Here is a 19,511-nt window from a genome sequence, read left to right on the forward strand (position 1 = left end):
AGCGTCGCTTGCCGGGGATACGGTTTGCGGATTACAGGTCGATCTTCATGCGCGCCACGACAGTACGTTCCGCGCCCGGCATCACGTAGAGGTTGTTCCACGAACCCGGATAGTAGTTGCGGTTGAAGAGGTTGTGGACGTCCAGCGACAGCCGCACATTCTTGCTCACCTGCCAGTAGCTCAGGAGCTTGACCGTTGCATACGCCGGCAGCGAATAGGTGTCGGCGGTATTGCCCGAGCGGTTGCCGACGTAGTTCACGCCGCCACCCAGTCCATAGCGCGCGCCATTGGCCGTCGCATCTTCACGCATGACCAAAAGGCCTGCGCTGTAGGCCGGAATGTTGGCCAGGCGCGTGCCTGCGGCCAGGGTCTTGTCCTTGGTCACGCGCGCGTTGTCCCAGGCGAAGTTGGCCGAGACGCGCCAGTGCGCATCGATCTGGCCATAGGCATCGGCCTCGAAGCCGGTGCTCTTGGCTTCGCCTGCCGCCACCTGGAAGCCCGGGACGTCGCTGGCGGTGAGGACATTGGTCTTGGTGATGTCGTAGACGGCGAAGTTGGCGCCCAGGCGTTCATCCTGGGTCTGCAGCTTGAGGCCGGCTTCATAGGCCGTGGAGTGCTGCGGATCGAAGGCGCGGCCGCTGGCGTCCACGCCACTGTTGGCGCGGAAGGATTTGCCTGCCGTTACATACACGGAACTCCAGGCTGTGGGCAGGTAGGTGATGCCGGCGCGCGGCGAGACCGCGCTCTGTTGCTGCGAGGTGTTGGTGACGCCACCTACACGATTCTGGATGCTCTGGTTGTATTGGTCCCAGCGCAGGCCGGCCAGCACTTTCCATTGCGGCGACAGGCTCAGTTGATCCTGCACGAACACTGCCTTGACCCGCTGATGTTCATCCGAACTGCTGGTGCGATTGGTCAGCGGCAGCAGCGGGCTGCCGTAGACCGGGTTGTAGATGTCGATGGGCGTATTGGCCGAGCGCAGGATTTCCGTATTCATCCACAGTGTCGACGCTTCGGCACCGATCAACAGGGTGTGACCGATGGCACCGGTGTTGAAGTTGCCCTGCAGCTCCGCCTGGAAGGAGGTGTCGCGCGAAGGCAGCTGGCGCCAGGTACGGGTGCGGTTGAGCGTGCGATTGTCGGCGGCCAGCGGATTGGAGAGTGCCGCCTCGGTGTAGTAGCCGTCGAAGCTGCTTTCCTTGTAGCTGGCACCGAGCTTGGCGCGCCACTGTTCCGACAGCGTGCGCTCCAGCGTCAGCTGGTGCGTGTTGCTGCGCATGGCCATGTTGCCGTCGGAGGGTTCGTTCAGGACGCGGTCACGCGGCAGCGTACCCAGCACGCCGCGCACGTTGATGAGGCCGCGGTCCAGCGGTGTGCTGGCCTGCAGGAATTCGGCCTCGTAGTTCAGCAGAGTGTCCTTGTCGATTACCCAGGCCAGCGAGGGGGCTACCAGCGAGCGGCGGTTGTGGAGCAAGCTGGAACGGCTGTCGCCTTCCTCGGTCATGGCGATCAGGCGATAGGCCAGGTTCTGGCCCAGGGGGCCGGTGCTGTCGACCGTGGCACGGCGCAGCCCGCCGGTGCCGGCACTGAGTTCGGCGCTGTTCTTGCGCGTGAATTGCGGTTTCTTGGTGACGATGTTGATGGTGCCACCCGGCTCGCTGCTGCCGTAGAGCGCGGCGGCCGGGCCCTTGAGGAATTCGATGCGTTCGATGGTGGCCGTATCGCGGCGTGGATTGTAGCCGCGCGAACCGGGGAAACCATTGACCAGGAAACCCATGTCGGTACTGCTGAAACCGCGAATGGCGAAGTTGTCCCAGGTACCGCCGAAGTCATTGAGGCGGCTGATGCCACTGACGTAATCGACCGTATCGGCCAGCCGCACCGCACCCAGGTCCTCGATCTGCTGGGGCGTCATCACGCGGACCGACTGCGGCAGTTCCATCAACGGCGTATCGGTGCGCGTGGCGCCGCTGGTGCTGGTGGCGTTGTAGCTGGTGCCGGCCTTGTCGCGGCCAGCGGAGACGCTGATCTCGGGCAAGGCCGCTGCATTGCTGCCTGCGGCCGTGGCCGTATCGTCGGCCCATGCCAGCGGCGCCATCGCCAGCAGGCTGGTCAGCAGCCACGCGGCGCTGGTGGTGTGGCGGGAGGGAAGGGGAGTCGCAAATCCTCGGTGCATCATCATTGGTATTCAAACAGCCTGGCAAATAAGTCGGGCTGGTGAATATAAATGATAATCGTTAACAATTGTTGGAAAATTGTAAGTTTGTTGTGAAGAAGTGTCTTCCCGCGTCGTTGTTTTGCAAGTTCATCATTAGGGGTAAATGCTTGCCGTACCGAGGCGAGGCGTCGTCGGCTTGAGGCCAGGGAGCTTAAAGTTCGGCCAATGCTGGCCCAGATCAAAACATCGGCAATGAGCGCAACAGCGCCCTCATCCGGCTGACTATACTTGGCGCAAGGATGGCCGCACGGCAACAGGCTGTGCGGCCATCTTGCTTTCATGCTTCCAGTTTCTGTCCCAGGATGATGCGATGTTCGATCAACTCAAAGCCACCTTCAAGTATTTCAACGATGCCGTCCCGTTCAAGCTGGGTCCGGCCCTGATCGCCACGGCGGTCCTGGTCCTGCTGCTGCTCACACCCTGCCCGGCGGGGCTGGAGCCCAAGGCCTGGGCGCTGGTGGCGATCTTCCTTACCACCATCGTGGCCATCATCCTCAAGGTCATGCCCATTGGCGTGATGGCGATGATGGCCATCGTCATCGTCTCGCTGTCGCAGGTCACCTCGACTTCCTCCAAGGGCGCCATTGCCGATGCGCTGGCCAGTTTTTCCAATCCGCTGATCTGGCTCATCGTGGTGGCCATCCTGATCTCGCGCGGCTTGAAAAAGACCGGACTCGGCCGCCGTGTCGGGCTGATGTTCATCGCGCTGCTGGGCAAGCGCACGGTGGGCATCGGCTATGGGCTGGCCATCTGCGAACTGGTGCTGGCCCCGTTCACGCCCAGCAATACGGCGCGTGGCGGCGGCATCGTGCATCCCATCATGAAGTCCATTGCCAACGCCTTCGATTCCGATCCGGCCAAGGGCACGCAGAACAAGGTCGGCACCTACCTGGCGCTGGTCAACTATCACGCCAATCCGATCACCTCGGCCATGTTCCTCACCGCCACCGCGCCCAATCCGCTGGTGGTCAACTATGTGGCCAAGGCCACCGGCCATGCGCTGCAGCTCTCATGGACCACCTGGGCGCTGTGCATGCTGCTGCCCGGCCTGGTGTGCCTGCTGATCATGCCGATGGTGATCTACCTGCTCTCGCCGCCGGAGCTGAAGTCCACGCCCAATGCGGTGGACTACGCCCGCAGCGAACTGGACAAGATGGGCAAGCTCGGGGCCAGCGAGAAGGTGATGCTGGGGACCTTCGCGCTGTTGCTGCTGTTGTGGGCCAACGTCCCGGCCATGCTGCTGGGCGCGGCCTTCACGCTCGATCCCACGGTGGTGGCGTTCGTTGGGTTGTTCGTGCTCATCATCACCGGCACGATTGACTGGGATGATGTGCTCTCCGAAAAAAGTGCGTGGGATACGCTGGTCTGGTTCGGGGCGCTGGTGATGCTGGCCGAGCAGTTGAACAAGACCGGTGTGGTGGCCTGGTTCTCGGAAGGCATGAAGGCTGCCATCGTCGCCAGCGGCATGGGCTGGATGGCCGTGGCCGGCGTGCTGTTGCTGGTGTTCGTGCTGTCGCATTACTTCTTTGCCAGTACCACCGCGCACATCAGCGCGATGATGCTGGCCTTCCTCACGGTGGGCGCGCAATTGCTGCCGCCGCAGTATGTGGTCCCCTTCATGCTGATGATGACCGCAGGCTCGGGCGTGATGATGACGCTGACCCATTACGCTACCGGCACTTCGCCCATCATCTTCGGCAGCGGCTACGTCTCCATGGGCAAATGGTGGGGCGTGGGCTTCGTGATGGCGGTGGTGGAATTGCTGGTGTTTGCGACGGTGGGGATGGTGTGGTGGAAGGTGTTGGGATACTGGTAGGATGCTGGCTGGCCGGACCGAGGGCAAAGGGAGTAGTTCAAATAATACCGATAATAACGTTTGACGTTACTAACGTATGTCGTTACTATTCCCATGATCGAATCATTCAAATGCGCCGACACTGAGGCGTTGCACGAAGGCAAGCGCATAGCGCGGTTTGTCAACATTGAGCGTGTAGCTTTGCGCAAGTTGCGGCAGTTGGAAATTGCCGTTCGGCTGGAGGATTTGAGAATCCCGCCGCAAAATCGCCTTGAATTGCTCAAAGGTAGGCGGCGCGGCCAATACAGCATCAGAATCAACGATCAGTGGCGTCTTTGTTTCGTCTGGAGGGACGGTGCCGCATTCGACATCGAGATCGTTGATTATCACAGCTAGGAGGTTGCGATGGCTCGACGTCTTGCTCCGGTAACGCCGGGCGAACTGCTCAATGAAGAATTCCTGAAGCCGATGGGCATCACCCAATACCGTTTGGCCAAGGAAATCGGCGTATCGCAATTGCGCATCAGCGAGATCGTCAATGGCAAGCGTGCCGTAACAGCCGATACCGATTTGCGGCTCGCACGCTTCTTCGGACTCTCCGACGGATACTGGCTGCGCGCGCAAGTCGCATATGACACCGAAATCGCGCGTGAAAAGATGCGTGATGTGCTGGCTGGTATCAAGCAATGGCAACCCAAGGAGCCGAGCCCGGTTTGAGGAGGCAGCGGCTTCAACGACAATGACGGCTTCCGGAGAAGCCGTCATTTTTTTATTGCGTCAAAGTTCTGCGTACGCCGGGACTGCTTACTTCAAGTCCAGCACAATCCGCCCATCAATCTTGCCCTCTTCCATGCGCGCAAAGATGGCATTGATATTGTCCAGCTTGTCCCAGGTAAAGTGCGCCGCCACCTTGCCCTCTGCCGCAAAGACCAGCGACTCTTCCAGGTCCTGGCGCGTACCGACGATGGAGCCGCGCACGGTGATGCGCTTCAACACCGTATTGAACACCGGCAGGCTGATGTCGCCCGGGGGCAATCCAACCAGCGCCATGGTGCCGCGGGCACGCAGGAAACCGAACGCCTGTTCCATCGCCTTGGGCGAGACCGCCGTCACCAGCGCACCATGCGCACCACCGATGAGGCGCTGGACTTCGGCTACTGCATTGTGGTCGCGGCCATCGACGGTCAGGTCCGCGCCCAGTTTTTTGGCCAGCGCCAGCTTGTCTTCGTGGATGTCTGCAGCGACTACGTGCATGCCCATGGCCTTGGCGTATTGCACGGCCATGTGGCCCAGGCCGCCGATGCCGGAGATCACCACCCACTCACCGGGGCGCACCTCGGTTTCCTTCAAGCCCTTGTAGACGGTCACGCCCGCGCACAGCACGGGGGCGGCCGGGCCGAAGTCCAGTCCGGCAGGCAGGTGGCCGACGAAATTGGGATCGGCCAGGCCATATTCGGCAAAGCTGCCGTTGACGGAATAGCCGGTGTTCTGCTGCTCGGCGCACAGGGTTTCCCAGCCGGTGCGGCAGGGCGAGCAGCAGCCACAGGCCGTATGCAGCCAGGGCACGCCAACGCGGTCGCCTTCCTTGACGTGCTTGACACCCGCGCCCAGCGCGGCAACGTAGCCAGTGCCTTCGTGGCCGGGAATGAAAGGCGGTGTGGGTTTGACGGGCCAGTCGCCATGGGCCGCGTGCAGGTCGGTATGGCAGACGCCGCTGGCTTCGAACTTGACCAGGATCTGGCCCGGACCCGGCGTGGGGACGGGCACTTGTTCAATCGACAGGGGCTTGCCGAATTCGCGGACGACGGCCGCTTTCATCATTTGCGTCATATGCACTCCTCAGGGGGGATCAACGGGATGCCAGGGCAGGGCGGCGGCCTTGTGCTGCAATGGCCGTCTGTTGTTCCTGCCTGCAAGCGTCAATATCCTCCGCGTGCCGCATGACGACAATCGATGATTGCGCATGGATTGATCCATGTCGCCCATCGTTGAAAAACAAGGTGAGTGCAGTTGCGCATGCCTGTGCAGCATGCCTGCCTGACAGGCTTACTTTGCGATCACCACTTCCACATCGGTTTCCGCCAGCAGGGTCGCCAGTTCCGGCGGGGGCGGGGCATCGGTGAAGAGCACGTCGATCTGCGACAGGTGCGCCATCTTCACCAGCGCCTGCCGTCCGAACTTGCTGGCATCGGCCACCAGCCAGACCTGGCGCGACTGCTCGATGATGGTCTGGGCGACCTTGACTTCACGGGCATCAAAGTCCCGCAAGACCCCATCCATCTCGATGCTGGAAATGCCGATGATGCCGATGTCCACCTTGAACTGCCGGATGAAATCGATGGTGGCCTCGCCCACGATGCCGCGATCCCGCGCGCGCACCACGCCGCCGGCAATGATGACCTCCAGCGCCGGATTGCTGGCCAGCGAATTGGCCACGTTCAGGTTGTTGGTCACCACGTGCAGGTTCTTGTGCTGCTGCAGGGCGCGCGCCACCTCTTCAGTGGTGGTGCCCAGGTTCAGGATCAGCGAACAGCCATCCGGCACCCGCGCGGCCACCGTGCGGCCGATGCGGCGCTTGGCGTCGGCATGCATGACCTGGCGCTCGGGATAGGCAATGTTCTCGGTCGAGGACAGCAGCCCGACCCCGCCGTGATAACGCGCCAGCAAACTGGCATCGACCATCGCCTTGACGTCGCGGCGCACGGTCTGGGTGGTCACGTTCAGTTGCTGCGCCAGCTCTTCCACCGAAATGGTGCCGTGCTTGCGAACGCATTCCAGCAGCGTCTGTTGCCTGGGATTGAGCATGGAGGTGATCGAAATCCGTTGATTTTTGGGAAACAATTTTGATTGAATATGAACATTAAAAAACATAAACGAACATAAAACAACAAATAATTGTTGATTTACTTTCGGGATGTCGCTTATCTTACGGTGCATTGGCAACTCCCGGGAAAGTGCGGGGTTGCACGGCAGCTGTTGCACGCAAACACAGCGGAACCGCTGAGACGGCAATACGGTTACCGCACACAAGCAACACGGCACCAACACGGCACCAACACGGCAGTAATACAGCGGAAACACGGCAGCAATACAGTGGCAGCCCGGCAGCAATACGGTGTCGCTGCCGCAGCCAATACAGTTTCACTACGGCATCAATACAGTTTGAACCCGGAACCCATACGGATCCAATACGGAGAAGCGGCGAATGACGCTCGAATATGATCTCTTGGTGGTAGGCGGCGGCATCAACGGCGCGGGCATCGCGCGCGATGCGGCCGGGCGCGGCCTGCGGGTGCTGCTGTGCGAGCAGCATGACCTGGCCCAACATACCTCCTCGGCCAGCACCAAGCTCATCCACGGCGGCTTGCGCTACCTCGAATATTACGAATTCAAGCTGGTGCGCAAGGCCCTGCAGGAACGCGAAGTCCTCCTGCGCTCGGCACCGCACATCATCTGGCCGCTGCGCTTCGTCATGCCGCACGACGCCAACCAGCGCCCGGCCTGGATGATCCGCGCCGGCCTGTTCATGTACGACTACCTCGCCAAGCGCGAGATCCTGCCCGCCTCCGAAGGCGCCAACCTCGCTCGCCACCCGGGCGGGCAGCCGTTGAAGGGCAACTATCGCAAGGGTTTCGTCTACTCCGATGGCTGGGTCGACGATGCGCGCCTGGTGGTCTTGAACGCCATGGACGCCCAGGAACGCGGCGCCCGCATCCTCACCCGCACCAAGTGCATCAGTGCCCGCCGCGAAGGCGACACCTGGCATGCGGTGCTGGAGCACCAGTACGCCAGCGGCGTGCAACAGGAAGAAGTGCGCGCCCGTGCCATCGTCAACGCCGCCGGTCCCTGGGCCGCGCGCTTTGCGCAGTCGGTGCCGCAAGCCAAGACCGGGCGCAGCCTGCGCCTGATCAAGGGCAGCCACATCGTGGTCAAGCGCCTGTTCGACCACCCCTACGCCTACATCTTCCAGAACCCGGACAAGCGCATCATCTTCGCCATCCCCTATCAGGAAGAGTTCACCCTCATCGGTACCACCGACCTCGAATACCACGGCGATGCCGGCAAGGTCGAGATCGATGCCGAAGAGATCGAGTATCTCTGCGAGATGGCCAACCGTTACTTCAAGCGCCAGATCGGCAAGGAAGACGTGGTCTGGACCTATTCCGGCGTGCGTCCGCTGCTGGACGACAGCGCCGAAAACGCCTCGGCCATCACGCGCGACTACCTGCTCGAATGCGACGATGCGGGTGCGCCGATGCTCAACGTCTGGGGCGGCAAGATCACGACCTATCGCAAGCTGGCCGAAGAAGCGCTGTCCATGCTGGCCCCGCACCTGGGTGCATCGAGCCAGCCGTGGACGGCCGGTGCGCCGCTGCCTGGCGGCGACCTGGAACAGCCCGGCAAGATGGTGGCGCGCTACGACTTTGAGGCCTACCTGCGCAAATTGCAGGCACGCTATCCCTGGTTGCCGGCCGCGCTTGCCCATCGCTATGCGCGCAGCTATGGTTCGCGCGTGGACCAGATCATCGGCCAGGCCGACAGCCTGGCAGCGCTGGGCGAAGAACTGACACCGGGCCTCTACGAGGCCGAGGCGCGCTACCTGGTGCAACACGAGTGGGCGCGCGGTGCGGATGACATCCTGTGGCGGCGCAGCAAGCTGGGCCTGCATTGTGGGCCGCAGCACAGAGGGCGGCTGGAGGCGTGGCTGGCGGATTTGCCGGGTGCCACGCCCCACTGAGCCAGGTCACCGCACACCAGATCAATCAAAAAATGTAGCGAGGAGACAGCGTGACCCTGGAATTGAAACAAGTGGCCAAGACGGTCGGTGCCGAAACGCACCTGTACCCGCTTGACCTCCATCTCGCCAAAGGCGGCATCAACGTCCTGCTGGGCCCGACCCAGGCCGGCAAGACGTCCCTGATGCGCATCATCGCAGGGCTCGACAAGCCCACCGCAGGGCGCGTGCTGGTCGATGGCCAGGACGTCACCGGCGTGGGTGTGCGCGAGCGCAACCTGGCGATGGTGTACCAGCAATTCATCAACTATCCTGGCCTGACGGTGTTCGAGAACATCGCCGCGCCGCTGCGCCTGCAGAAGCAGCCCGAGCAGGAGATCAGCAAGCGCGTCAAGGAAATCGCCGACAAGCTGCACATCACCCACCTGCTGCAGCGTCTGCCGCTGGAGCTCTCCGGTGGCCAGCAGCAGCGCTGCGCGCTGGCACGGGCGCTCATCAAGCGCGCCCCGCTGGTGCTGCTCGATGAACCGCTGGTCAACCTCGACTACAAGCTGCGCGAGGAATTGCGCAGCGAACTGATTTCGCTCTTCGCTACCGGCGACACCACCGTGGTCTACGCCACCACCGAGCCGCAGGAAGCGCTGCTGCTGGGCGGCCACACCGCCGTGATGCACGAAGGCCGCCTGCTGCAGTTCGCACCGACCCTGGAGCTGTTCAACAGTCCGGCCTCCACCCGCGTGGCGGCGATCTTCAATGATCCGCCGATGAACCTGCTGGACGCCACGGCCATCTCCACCGGCCAGGGCGTGGCCGCCATCCGCATGAACGATGGCAGCGTGCTGGAGATCGCCGGACGCAGCTTGTCCCTGGCCGAAGGCCAACCCTGCAAGCTGGGCATCCGCTGCAACGACGTGCGCCTGGAAGCGCTGACAGCACCCGGCGTGAGCCTGGGCTGCAGCGTGACCCTGGCCGAACTGTCCGGTTCCGAAACCTACCTGCACCTGCGCCATGGCGATGTGCCCCTGGTGGCGCAGCTGTCGGGCGTGCATGAAGTGGCCATCGGCAGCACGGTGCAAGTGAGCATCGCCGCCGCCAAGGCCTTCCTCTTCGATACACAGGGTCGCCTGCTGAGCGCCCCGCTGGAGACTCGCTGACATGGCCCGCATCGAATTCAAGAACCTGGGCCACGCCTACGGTAGCAACCCGGCCAGCCTCAAGGACTATGCCCTGCAACCCATGAACATGGTGTGGGAAGACGGTGGCGCCTATGCGCTGCTGGGGCCCTCGGGCTGTGGCAAGTCCACGCTGTTGAACATCATTTCCGGCCTGCTGCAGCCCTCCGAAGGGCAGGTGCTCTTCGATGGCCGCGACATGACCCGCATGGCCACCCGCGATCGCAATATCGCGCAGGTGTTCCAGTTCCCGGTGCTCTACGACACCATGAGCGTGTTCGACAACCTCGCTTTCCCGCTGCGCAACCGCAAGATCGCCGAGCGCGAAGTGCAGGCCCGCGTGCGCGAGATCGCCGAGATGCTCGACCTGACCCGCGACCTCAAGCAGCGCGCCGCCGGTCTGTCGGCCGATGCCAAGCAAAAGATTTCGCTGGGCCGTGGCCTGGTGCGCAAGGACGTGGCGGCGATCCTCTTCGATGAACCGCTGACGGTGATCGATCCGCACATGAAGTGGGAGCTGCGCCAGAAGCTCAAGGAAATCCATCACCAGTTGAAGCTGACCCTGATCTACGTCACCCACGACCAGGTCGAGGCACTGACCTTCGCCGATGAAGTGGTGGTCATGACCGAGGGCAAGGTGGTGCAGCAGGGTAAACCTGAGGCCCTGTTCCTGCGGCCCGATCACACCTTCGTCGGTTACTTCATCGGCAGCCCCGGCATGAACTTCTGCCCGGTGCGCGTGGAAGGCGATGCGGTCGTGCTGGGCCAGCAGCGCGTGCAGGTCGAGGCCGCGCAGCTGCAGGCCCTGAAGAACAGCAGCGGTGACCTCAAGCTGGGCATCCGCCCCGAATTCGTCGAGCTGGCTGCACCCGGTACGGCCGGTGCCGTCAGCGCCGAGATCACCCAGGTCCAGCACCTGGGCACCAGCCAGCTGGTGACCGCGCAGTTCGAGGGCATGAGCGTGAAGGCGCGCGTGGCGCCCGAATTGAAGATCGCCACCGGTGCACACTGGCTGCGACTGGCCAAGCCCGAGACGATCTTCTTCAGCAACGACGAGAGAATTGGACGCTAAGCCATGAACAAGCCCTACAACAACAAGGCCTGGTTCTTCATCCTCCCGGTCTTCCTGACGGTGGCCTTCTCGGCCATCATTCCGCTGATGACGGTGGTCAACTATTCGGTGCAGGACATCATCAGCCCCGAACAGAAAGTCTTCGTGGGCCTGGACTGGTTCCGCGATGTCATGCGCGACAGCGAGCTGCATGCGGCCCTGCTGCGCCAGCTGATCTTCTCCTTCTGCGTGCTGCTGGTCCAGCTGCCGCTGGGCATCGGCCTGGCGCTGGCCATGCCGCACAAGGGCTGGAAATCCTCGGCCACGCTGGTGATCCTGGCCATGCCGCTGCTCATTCCATGGAACGTGGTCGGCACCATCTGGCAGATTTTCGGCCGTGGCGACATCGGGCTGGGCGGCCACGTGCTGAACCTGCTGGGCGTCGACTACAACTACGCATCCAATCCGCTGGACGCCTGGCTGACCGTGCTGCTCATGGACGTGTGGCACTGGACGCCGCTGGTGGCGCTGCTGGCCTTCGCCGGTCTGCGTTCGATTCCGGATGCGTATTACCAGGCGGCGCAGATCGACGGCGCCAGCCGCTGGGCGGTGTTCCGTTTCATCCAGCTGCCCAAGATGCGCGGTGTGCTGGTGATCGCGGTGCTGCTGCGCTTCATGGACAGCTTCATGATCTACACCGAACCCTTCGTGCTCACCGGTGGCGGTCCCGGCAATTCGACCACCTTCCTGAGCCAGTACCTCACGCAGAAAGCCGTGGGCCAGTTCGACCTCGGTCCGGCCGCTGCCTTCTCGCTGATCTACTTCCTCATCATCCTGCTGTTGTCCTTCGTGCTCTACAACTGGATGCAGAGCGCCGGCAACAACGCCAATGCTTCGGGTGGCCAACATGAATAAGACCCAGGACAAGACCTTCACCCGTACCCTGGTGATGCTGGTCTACATTGCCTTCACGCTGGTGCCGCTGTACTGGCTGCTGAACACGTCGTTGAAGACCAACGAGGAGACGCTGTCGGTCTTCACGCTCTGGCCCAATGCGCCCACGCTGAACAACTACAAGACGATCTTCACCGATCCCTCGTGGTATTCGGGCTACATCAACTCCATCATCTACGTGGCCATGAACACGGTCATGTCGCTGCTGGTAGCCCTGCCGGCCGCTTATGCCTTCTCGCGCTATCGCTTCCTGGGCGACAAGCACATGTTCTTCTGGCTGCTGACCAACCGCATGACGCCGCCGGCGGTGTTCCTGCTGCCATTCTTCCAGCTCTATTCCACCATCGGGCTGTCGGACACGCACATCGCGGTGGCGCTGGCGCACATGCTCTTCAACGTGCCGCTGGCAGTGTGGATCCTGGAAGGTTTCATGTCGGGCGTGCCGCGCGAGATCGATGAGACGGCCTATATCGATGGCTTCTCCTTCCCGCGCTTCTTCCTGCGCATCTTCCTGCCGCTGATCAAGTCGGGCGTGGGCGTGACGGCCTTCTTCTGCTTCATGTTCAGCTGGGTGGAGCTGCTGCTGGCCCGCACGCTGACCTCGGTCAACGCCAAGCCGATCAGCGCCATCATGACGCGTACCGCGTCGGCAGCGGGCATGGACTGGGGCATCCTGGCCGCGGCCGGCGTGCTGACGATTGTTCCGGGAGCCCTGGTGATCTGGTTCGTGCGCAACCACATCGCCAAGGGCTTCGCAATGGGGAGAGTGTGATCATGGGAAATGCTTTGTCGTGGATGTCGTGGACGCCACCGGTGGCGATCTTTTTCGCCTGCGTGGTGCTGATGCTGATCGGCATGACGGTGTGGGAAATCCGCTCGCCGACCATCGAGCGCAAGGGCTTCCTGCCCATGCGCACCACGCGCGGTGACCGCCTGTTCATCGGGCTGCTCACGGCTGCTTACATCAACCTGGCCTGGGTCGGACTCACCGACCTGGACCAGTGGTATGCCGCCGCAATCGGTTTCGTGATGCTGGCGCTGATCATGCGCAAGGGGTGAGAAGAGTTTTCAGGCAGCAGGCAAGAGATCTGTAATCAGAACGGTAATCACAATGGACGTCCGGGGATTCTCCTTCCCTACCCGGCACGCCAACCCAGGGGAAGGTGACGAGGAGACATGATGCAGAACATGCGGAAAATCAAACTGACCGTGCTGGCCGCCGCCATGGCCATGGCCGGTATCGCGGGCAATGCCTGGGCCGACATCAAGGCCGCCGAGAAGTGGGTGGATGCGGAATTCCAGCCCAGCACGCTGTCGCGTCCACAGCAGGTCACCGAGATGCAATGGTTCATCGACGCGGCCGCCAAGCTCAAGGCCAAGGGCGTCAAGGAAATCCACGTGGTCTCCGAGACCCTGGACACACACGCCTATGAATCCAAGACCCTGGCCAAGGCCTTCGAGGAAATCACCGGCATCAAGGTCATCCACGACGTGATCCAGGAAGGCGACGTGGTCGAGAAGATGCAGACCTCCCTGCAATCGGGCAAGTCCATCTATGACGGCTGGGTCAACGACTCCGACCTGATCGGTACCCACTACCGCAACGGCCAGACCGTGGTGCTGAGCGACTACATGGCCGGCCCCGGCAAGGAATACACCAACCCCGGCCTGGACCTGAAGGACTTCATCGGTACCAGCTTCACCACCGCCCCGGACGGCAAGCTCTACCAGCTGCCCGACCAGCAGTTCGCCAACCTGTACTGGTTCCGCGCCGACTGGTTCGCGCGCAAGGACCTGCAGGACAAGTTCAAGGCCAAGTACGGCTATGAGCTGGGCGTGCCGCAGAACTGGTCGGCCTACGAAGACATCGCCGCCTTCTTCACCAATGACGTCAAGGAACTGGACGGCAAGAAGGTCTTCGGCCACATGGACTACGGCAAGAAGGACCCGTCGCTGGGCTGGCGCTTCACCGATGCCTGGCTGTCCATGGCCGGTGCTGCCGACAAGGGCCTGCCCAATGGCTTGCCGGTCGATGAATGGGGTATCCGCGTGGCCGACGACAAGTGCACCCCGGTGGGCGCATCGGTCTCGCGCGGCGGTGCCACCAACTCGCCGGCGGCGGTCTACGCCCTGACCAAGTACCTGGACTGGATGAAGAAGTACGCCCCGCCCGAAGCGCTGGGCATGACCTTCTCCGAAGCCGGCCCGGTGCCTGCCCAAGGCCACATCGCGCAGCAGATCTTCTGGTACAGCGCCTTCACCGCCAGCATGACCAAGCAGGGCCTGCCGGTGGTCAACGCCGACGGTTCGCCCAAGTGGCGCATGGCCCCCGGCCCGCACGGCCCGTACTGGAGGGACGGCATGCAGAACGGCTACCAGGACGTGGGTTCGTGGACCTTCCTGAAGAGCACCCCGCCGGACCAGATGGCTGCGGCCTGGCTGTACGCGCAGTTCACCACCTCCAAGACCGTCTCGCTGAAGAAGTCCATCGTCGGCGTGACCTTCATTCGTGACTCCGACATCCGTTCCGACTACTTCACCAAGAACGCCGCCAAGTACGGTGGCCTGATCGAGTTCTATCGCAGCCCGGCCCGGGTGGCGTGGACCCCGACCGGTACCAACGTGCCCGACTATCCGAAGATGGCGCAGATCTGGTGGAAGAACATCTCCTCGGCGATCTCCGGCGAGAAGACCCCGCAAGGCGCCATGGACAACCTGGCCGAGGAAATGGACGGTATCATGGCCCGCCTGCAGCGCGCCGGCATGAAGCAGTGCGCGCCCAAGCTGAACCCGAAGAAGGATCCGGCCACCTGGCTGTCCGACAAGGGCGCACCGTGGGCCAAGCTGGCCAACGAAAAGCCGAAGGGCGAAACCATCGCCTACGACAAGCTGCTGCAAGCCTGGAAGGATGGCCGCGTTCGCTGATGCAGCCTGATCGCCATCACGCGTGAGATGACGCCATCCCGGCCGGTGTCGGGGTGGCGTCTTCACATTGATCGGGTGCGTGTTGACTTGGTTTTACGTTGAACCTTAGTCTCTTCCGTGATGGACCGCATGTAGATTGCGGTTGCGGCCCGCAGGAATGTGTTATTCCATTTTCAAACCTTAGTATTTCAGTCGTCTGCAAGGAATCATCATGGCCTATCTGCTCGCCCTCGACCAGGGTACCTCCAGCTCGCGCAGCATCATCTTCGACCAGAGCGGCGCCATCGTCGCCACGGCCCAGCAGGAATTCCCGCAGATATTCCCGCAGCCGGGCTGGGTCGAGCACGACCCCATGGACCTGTGGCAGAGCCAGTTGCAGACGGCGCAGAAGGTACTGGCACAAAGCGGCATCAAGGCCGAAGAACTGACGGCCCTGGGCATCACCAACCAGCGCGAGACCACCGTGGTGTGGGAGCGCGCCACCGGCAAGCCGGTCTACAACGCCGTGGTCTGGCAGGATCGCCGCGCCGAAGTGGTGTGCGCGGCGCTGCGTGAACGAGGACTCGGCGAGGCCATCCAGAAGAAGACCGGGCTGGTGCTCGATCCTTATTTTTCCGGGACCAAGCTGCGCTGGATCCTGGACAACGTCGACGGCCTGCGTGCGCGTGCCGAACGGGGCGAACTGCTGTTCGGCACCGTCGATTCCTGGCTGGTCTGGAACCTGACCGGGGGCCGCCTGCACGTGAGCGATGTCTCCAATGCCTCGCGCACCATGCTGTGGAACATCCACACCGGTGCCTGGGATGAAGAACTGCTGCAGTGGCTCGATATTCCCGCCGCGATGCTGCCGCAGGTGCATGCTTCGGCCTACCTCTATGGCGAGATCGATGCCCAGCACCTGGGTGCGGCGGTCAAGATCGGCGGCATCGCCGGCGACCAGCAATCGGCCCTGTTCGGCCAGGCCTGCGTGCGTCCTGGCATGGCCAAGAATACTTACGGTACCGGTTGCTTCATGCTGCTGCATACCGGTGACCAGTGCGCGACATCGCACAACGGCCTCATCAGTACCGCTGCCTGCCAGGTCGATGAACGCAAACAATATGCGCTCGAAGGCAGCGTCTTCATCGGCGGTGCCGTGGTGCAGTGGCTGCGTGATGGCTTGAAGGCCATCAAGACCTCCACCGACGTCGAGGGACTGGCCTGCACGGTGGAAGATTCGGGCGGGGTGGTGTTCGTGCCGTCCTTCACGGGGCTGGGTGCGCCGTACTGGAATCCCGGTGCCAAGGGCGCCATCGTCGGGTTGAGTCGGGGCAGCACGGTGGCCCACATCGCCCGCGCGGCGCTGGAATCGATTGCCTTCCAGAGCACCGCCTTGCTCAATGCAATGGTCAAGGATGCGGTCTCGCCCATCACTGAATTGCGTGTCGATGGCGGGGCCGCGGCCAACAACCTGCTGCTGCAGTTCCAGGCCGACCTGCTGGGCATTCCGGTGATCCGTCCGCAAGTGACCGAAACCACGGCGCTGGGTGCGGCCTATCTGGCCGGGGTGGCCACGGGTGTCTATCGTGACTTGTCGGAGCTGTCTGCACAGTGGCGCATGGAGCGCACCTTCGAGCCGCACTTCACGCGCGAGCAGGCGCAGGAACGCATTCATGCCTGGGAGGCGGCCATCCGCCAGGTCAGCGCGGCTTGATCGAGAAAGCGGCGGCGCAGCGCTGCGCCGCCGGGATGCATCAGTTTGGCGTGCCGGTGCTGAGCATCTGCATGGTGTCGAGATGGCTCAGGCGCGCCCATTCCTCGCCGCCCCGGGCGACGATGGTATCGGCTTCGGGCGTGGCCATCAGGTCGAGGATCTCGGTGTCGCTCATTTCCATGTCGTCGTTGTAGCGGAACACCTTCAACACCGGGCGCGTCAGGTCCTGCGCATTCTGGCGGATCACGAAACCGGAGCGGCCCGATTCCAGCTTGACGATGGAGCCGACCGGGTAGATGCCCAGGGTCTTGACGAAGGCCAGGAACATGGCGCGGTCGAAGTGGCCGGTCCAGGAGGCCATGCTGGAAATTGCTTCGGCAGGGTCCCAGGCGCGCTTGTAGGGACGGTCCGAGGTGAGCGCGTCATACACGTCGCAAATCGCCGCCATGCGCGCATACAGGCTGATCTGGCCGCTGCGCAGCAGTTCCGGGTAGCCGTGGCCGTCCATCTTCTCGTGATGGTGCAGGCAGACATCGCGCGCGTAATCGGGCACGTTGGGGTCCAGGCTCAGGTATTTGTAGCCCAGTTCGGGATGCTTCTTGATCAGGGTGAATTCATCGTCGGTGAGCTTGCCGGGCTTGTTGAGCAGGTCGTGCGGCAGGAAGGCCTTGCCCACATCGTGCAGGAAACCACCCAGGCCGGCTTCGCGGCAGGCCTTCTCGTCCAGGCCCAGGGTGCGCCCCAGGGCGACCATCAGGGCGCAGACCGCCACCGAGTGCAGGTAGGTATATTCATCGGCCAGTTTCAGGCGCAGCACGCTGAGCGTGCCATTGGGGCTTTGCAGGACGGCCCCGGCAATTTCCTCCACCACCGTCACGCAGCGCTCCATGTCCAGCGCCTTGCCCAGCCGGGCTTCGCTGAACATGGCCTTGGTCGCCTTCTTGGCGTTCTCGCGCAGGGCTTCGGCTTCCAGCAGGGTGGTGTCGATGTCCGGACCCGGCGGCAGTTCGGGGGCAGGCTCGGCGGGCACGGGTGCGCTGTCTTCAGGGGCTGCCCCTTGCCCGTTCGTCTCGGCCACATCCAGCCCGCGTTCCGGATCGATCCAGCAGTGGGCGATGCCGCTGGCATGCGCCTGCTTCAGGTCGGCTTCATTCTTGAGCAGGAACTTGTTCTTCCAGAACGGGTGGTCCAGCCAGGCCGCTTCGAAGCCGCAGAAATACATCCCGAGGACCAGATCCTCCGTTTTAATTTTTTTCAACATTTCTCGTACATCTTTCCGGCGCACCGGGGAACGGGTTGGCGTGGCGCTCTTGGCCGCAGGCGATGGAGCGCCGAGGGTACGCGGACAGGATTGCTTGTCGTTAATGATCTCATATGCATGACCATATGTGAACGTTTCTGATTTGTTGCAATCGTGCCAATGCCGCGCCGTTGCGGGCTGCCGGCGTACCTGGCCCGGTTTCAGACCACGGCCGGTTTCATCAGCGGCTGGTCGGCCAGGGTGCTGCGGATGAGGCCCAGGGCATGCTGGATGTCACTGCGGCTGGCGATGCCGCCGATGCACACCCGCACGGCCTGCACCGGGGCGGCCGTCACCGAGAAAGCATCCACCCCCACCACGGCCACGCCATTGCTGCGCATCTGGGCGGAAAAGCTGCTGGCCTGCCAGCCGCCGGGCAGCTTGAGCCACAGGTGGAAGGCCTCCGCTTCGGAGGCATAGCTGTGCTCGGGCAGGATGCGGGCGGCGATCTTCTGGCGGGCCATCGACTCCTTGCGGATGTTGGCCAGCGCCAGGTCGGCCACGCCGTCGCGGATCCAGTGCGTGGCCAGGGTCGAGGTGACCGGCGAGGCCATGACCGTGGTCGCGCGCAGGGCGGCCGTCAGGCGTGCGGCCGAGGCCACGTCCGGCGCCACCATGTAGGCGATGCGCAAGCCCGCGCCCACGGTCTTGGCCAGGCCCGTGACGTAGTAGGTCAGTTCGCTGCCCAGGCTGGCGATGGCCGGTGGCGCATTGCGCGGCAGGAAACCGTAGGCATCGTCCTCGATGATGGCGACCTCGTAGTGGCGGGCGATCTCCACCAGCGCCTGGCGCCGTGACACCGAGGTCGTGCAGGTGGTCGGGTTCAGCAGCGTGGGATTGCAATACAGCGCCTTGGGCGCGTATTGCGCGCAGGCGCCCGCGAAGGCCACGGCATCGATGCCTTCATTGTCCATCGGCAAGCCGACCAGCTTGATGTTGAGATGCCCGGCCAGTGCCCGCAGGCCGGGATAGGTGACGTCCTCGCAGCAGAGCACGCCGCCCGGCCCGACCACCATGGTGAGGATGGCCAGCAGCGCACATTGCGCGCCCGGCGTCACCAGTACCCGTTCCGGTTCCACCAGCAGCGCGCGTCGGCGCAGCCAGAGCGCACCGGCTTCGCGATCCTCCGGCGATCCGCCGAAATCCTGGTAGCGCATCAGGTCGCGCAGGCGGCCGTTGACCTTGCTCCATCCCGACTGCATCAATTCCATCAGCTCCGGCGACTCCGGCTCGGGCGGCATGTTCATCGACATGTCCACATTGGGCCGGCCTTCGGTCACGCGCGGGATGCGCGGACGGCGTTTGCCGCAGACGAAGGTGCCGCGTCCCACCACCGAATCCACCAGGCCGCGCCGATGCGCTTCCGTATACGCGCGGGCCACCGTGGTGAAGTCCAGGTCCAGCAACTCGGCCAGCTTGCGTTGCGGCGGCAGGCGCTGCTCGGGCTGCAGGTGGCCGGTGGCGACATCCTCGGCGATCGCATTGGCGATGGCCAGGTAGAGCGGTCCGCTGCCCTTCTTCAATTTCGGGACCCACAGGGTGCTGTTCTTGGGCATGGCGGCTTCCTCGTTTCCGGCGTTCAACATTGACTGCATCGAAAAGCCTCATTGAATGCAATTTGCATTCCATCCAATCGGGCTGCAAAGGAGCTGCGATTGCACCGTCTTG

At 63.0% G+C, this 19,511-nt stretch carries 17 protein-coding genes; 11 read left to right on the forward strand and 6 right to left on the reverse strand.

Annotated features, from left to right (window positions below):
• Nucleotides 1-31: 31 nt before the first annotated feature.
• Nucleotides 32-2,182, reverse strand: coding sequence for a TonB-dependent siderophore receptor (locus CEJ45_RS08635; protein WP_088754744.1), 2,151 nt, complete (start codon nucleotides 2,180-2,182; stop codon nucleotides 32-34).
• On the reverse strand, nucleotides 2,179-2,499 hold the full coding sequence (locus CEJ45_RS24520; RefSeq protein WP_141106981.1) for a hypothetical protein: 321 nt from the start codon (nucleotides 2,497-2,499) through the stop codon (nucleotides 2,179-2,181). Before CEJ45_RS24520 ends, CEJ45_RS08635 begins: the two co-directional genes overlap by 4 nt.
• 29 nt (nucleotides 2,500-2,528) lie before the next feature.
• Here CEJ45_RS24520 and CEJ45_RS08640 point away from each other — a divergent pair, with 29 nt between their 5' ends.
• From CEJ45_RS08640 to CEJ45_RS08650, 3 genes are all read left to right on the forward strand, one after another.
• Nucleotides 2,529-4,034 (forward strand): DASS family sodium-coupled anion symporter, encoded by a 1,506-nt coding sequence (locus CEJ45_RS08640; RefSeq protein WP_088754745.1) that lies wholly within the window; start codon nucleotides 2,529-2,531, stop codon nucleotides 4,032-4,034.
• Nucleotides 4,035-4,127: 93 nt separating this feature from the next.
• Nucleotides 4,128-4,409 carry a type II toxin-antitoxin system RelE/ParE family toxin gene (locus CEJ45_RS08645; RefSeq protein ID WP_187697646.1) on the forward strand — a complete coding sequence of 94 codons (282 nt, stop codon included), beginning with the start codon at nucleotides 4,128-4,130 and terminating at the stop codon, nucleotides 4,407-4,409.
• Nucleotides 4,410-4,481: 72 nt separating this feature from the next.
• Nucleotides 4,482-4,730 carry a HigA family addiction module antitoxin gene (locus CEJ45_RS08650; RefSeq protein WP_338152857.1) on the forward strand — a complete coding sequence of 83 codons (249 nt, stop codon included), beginning with the start codon at nucleotides 4,482-4,484 and terminating at the stop codon, nucleotides 4,728-4,730.
• 87 nt (nucleotides 4,731-4,817) lie between these two features.
• Here the strand turns inward: CEJ45_RS08650 and adhP are convergent, their stop codons facing one another.
• Both adhP and CEJ45_RS08660 read right to left on the reverse strand, forming a co-directional pair.
• Complete coding sequence (adhP, locus tag CEJ45_RS08655) at nucleotides 4,818-5,843, reverse strand: alcohol dehydrogenase AdhP (RefSeq protein WP_088754748.1); 1,026 nt, start codon at nucleotides 5,841-5,843, stop codon at nucleotides 4,818-4,820.
• Between the two features lie 216 nt (nucleotides 5,844-6,059).
• The gene (locus CEJ45_RS08660; protein WP_034331224.1) at nucleotides 6,060-6,818 is read right to left on the reverse strand and encodes a DeoR/GlpR family DNA-binding transcription regulator; all 759 of its coding nucleotides are present in this window, start codon (nucleotides 6,816-6,818) and stop codon (nucleotides 6,060-6,062) included.
• A gap of 400 nt (nucleotides 6,819-7,218) precedes the next feature.
• On the opposite strand from CEJ45_RS08660, the gene glpD reads away from it, so the two are divergent.
• The 8 genes from glpD to glpK all read left to right on the forward strand — a co-directional run bounded on the left by glpD (nucleotide 7,219) and on the right by glpK (nucleotide 16,543).
• On the forward strand, nucleotides 7,219-8,751 hold the full coding sequence (gene glpD / locus CEJ45_RS08665) for a glycerol-3-phosphate dehydrogenase (protein WP_088754749.1): 1,533 nt from the start codon (nucleotides 7,219-7,221) through the stop codon (nucleotides 8,749-8,751).
• A 50-nt stretch (nucleotides 8,752-8,801) separates the two neighbouring features.
• Nucleotides 8,802-9,902: an ABC transporter ATP-binding protein gene (locus CEJ45_RS08670; RefSeq protein WP_088754750.1), complete on the forward strand. Its 1,101-nt coding sequence runs from the start codon at nucleotides 8,802-8,804 to the stop codon at nucleotides 9,900-9,902.
• Between the two features lies 1 nt (nucleotide 9,903).
• Nucleotides 9,904-10,992, forward strand: a complete 1,089-nt coding sequence (locus CEJ45_RS08675; protein ID WP_088754751.1) for an ABC transporter ATP-binding protein — start codon at nucleotides 9,904-9,906, stop codon at nucleotides 10,990-10,992.
• A 3-nt stretch (nucleotides 10,993-10,995) separates the two neighbouring features.
• Complete coding sequence (locus tag CEJ45_RS08680; protein ID WP_039790028.1) at nucleotides 10,996-11,886, forward strand: carbohydrate ABC transporter permease; 891 nt, start codon at nucleotides 10,996-10,998, stop codon at nucleotides 11,884-11,886.
• The gene (locus CEJ45_RS08685) at nucleotides 11,879-12,697 is read left to right on the forward strand and encodes a carbohydrate ABC transporter permease (protein ID WP_088754752.1); all 819 of its coding nucleotides are present in this window, start codon (nucleotides 11,879-11,881) and stop codon (nucleotides 12,695-12,697) included. The genes CEJ45_RS08680 and CEJ45_RS08685 overlap by 8 nt, the downstream gene beginning before the upstream one ends.
• Before the next feature lie 2 nt (nucleotides 12,698-12,699).
• Nucleotides 12,700-12,984: a DUF2160 domain-containing protein gene (locus CEJ45_RS08690; RefSeq protein WP_088754797.1), complete on the forward strand. Its 285-nt coding sequence runs from the start codon at nucleotides 12,700-12,702 to the stop codon at nucleotides 12,982-12,984.
• Nucleotides 12,985-13,101: 117 nt separating this feature from the next.
• Nucleotides 13,102-14,850: an ABC transporter substrate-binding protein gene (locus CEJ45_RS08695; RefSeq protein ID WP_088754753.1), complete on the forward strand. Its 1,749-nt coding sequence runs from the start codon at nucleotides 13,102-13,104 to the stop codon at nucleotides 14,848-14,850.
• Between the two features lie 211 nt (nucleotides 14,851-15,061).
• A complete protein-coding gene (gene glpK, locus CEJ45_RS08700; protein WP_088754754.1) occupies nucleotides 15,062-16,543 on the forward strand; it encodes a glycerol kinase GlpK in 1,482 nt (493 codons plus the stop codon).
• Nucleotides 16,544-16,583: 40 nt separating this feature from the next.
• On the opposite strand, the gene CEJ45_RS08705 is transcribed toward glpK, so the two are convergent.
• Both CEJ45_RS08705 and CEJ45_RS08710 read right to left on the reverse strand, forming a co-directional pair.
• On the reverse strand, nucleotides 16,584-17,804 hold the full coding sequence (locus tag CEJ45_RS08705) for a cyclic di-GMP phosphodiesterase (RefSeq protein ID WP_088754755.1): 1,221 nt from the start codon (nucleotides 17,802-17,804) through the stop codon (nucleotides 16,584-16,586).
• Nucleotides 17,805-18,004: 200 nt separating this feature from the next.
• Entirely contained in the window at nucleotides 18,005-19,399 is a 1,395-nt protein-coding gene (locus tag CEJ45_RS08710; RefSeq protein WP_241517311.1) for an aminotransferase-like domain-containing protein, read from the reverse strand.
• Nucleotides 19,400-19,511 lie beyond the last annotated feature (112 nt).

Origin of the sequence: Herbaspirillum aquaticum, assembly GCF_002213425.1 — a bacterium.
In the GTDB taxonomy this organism is placed as follows: domain Bacteria; phylum Pseudomonadota; class Gammaproteobacteria; order Burkholderiales; family Burkholderiaceae_D; genus Herbaspirillum; species Herbaspirillum aquaticum.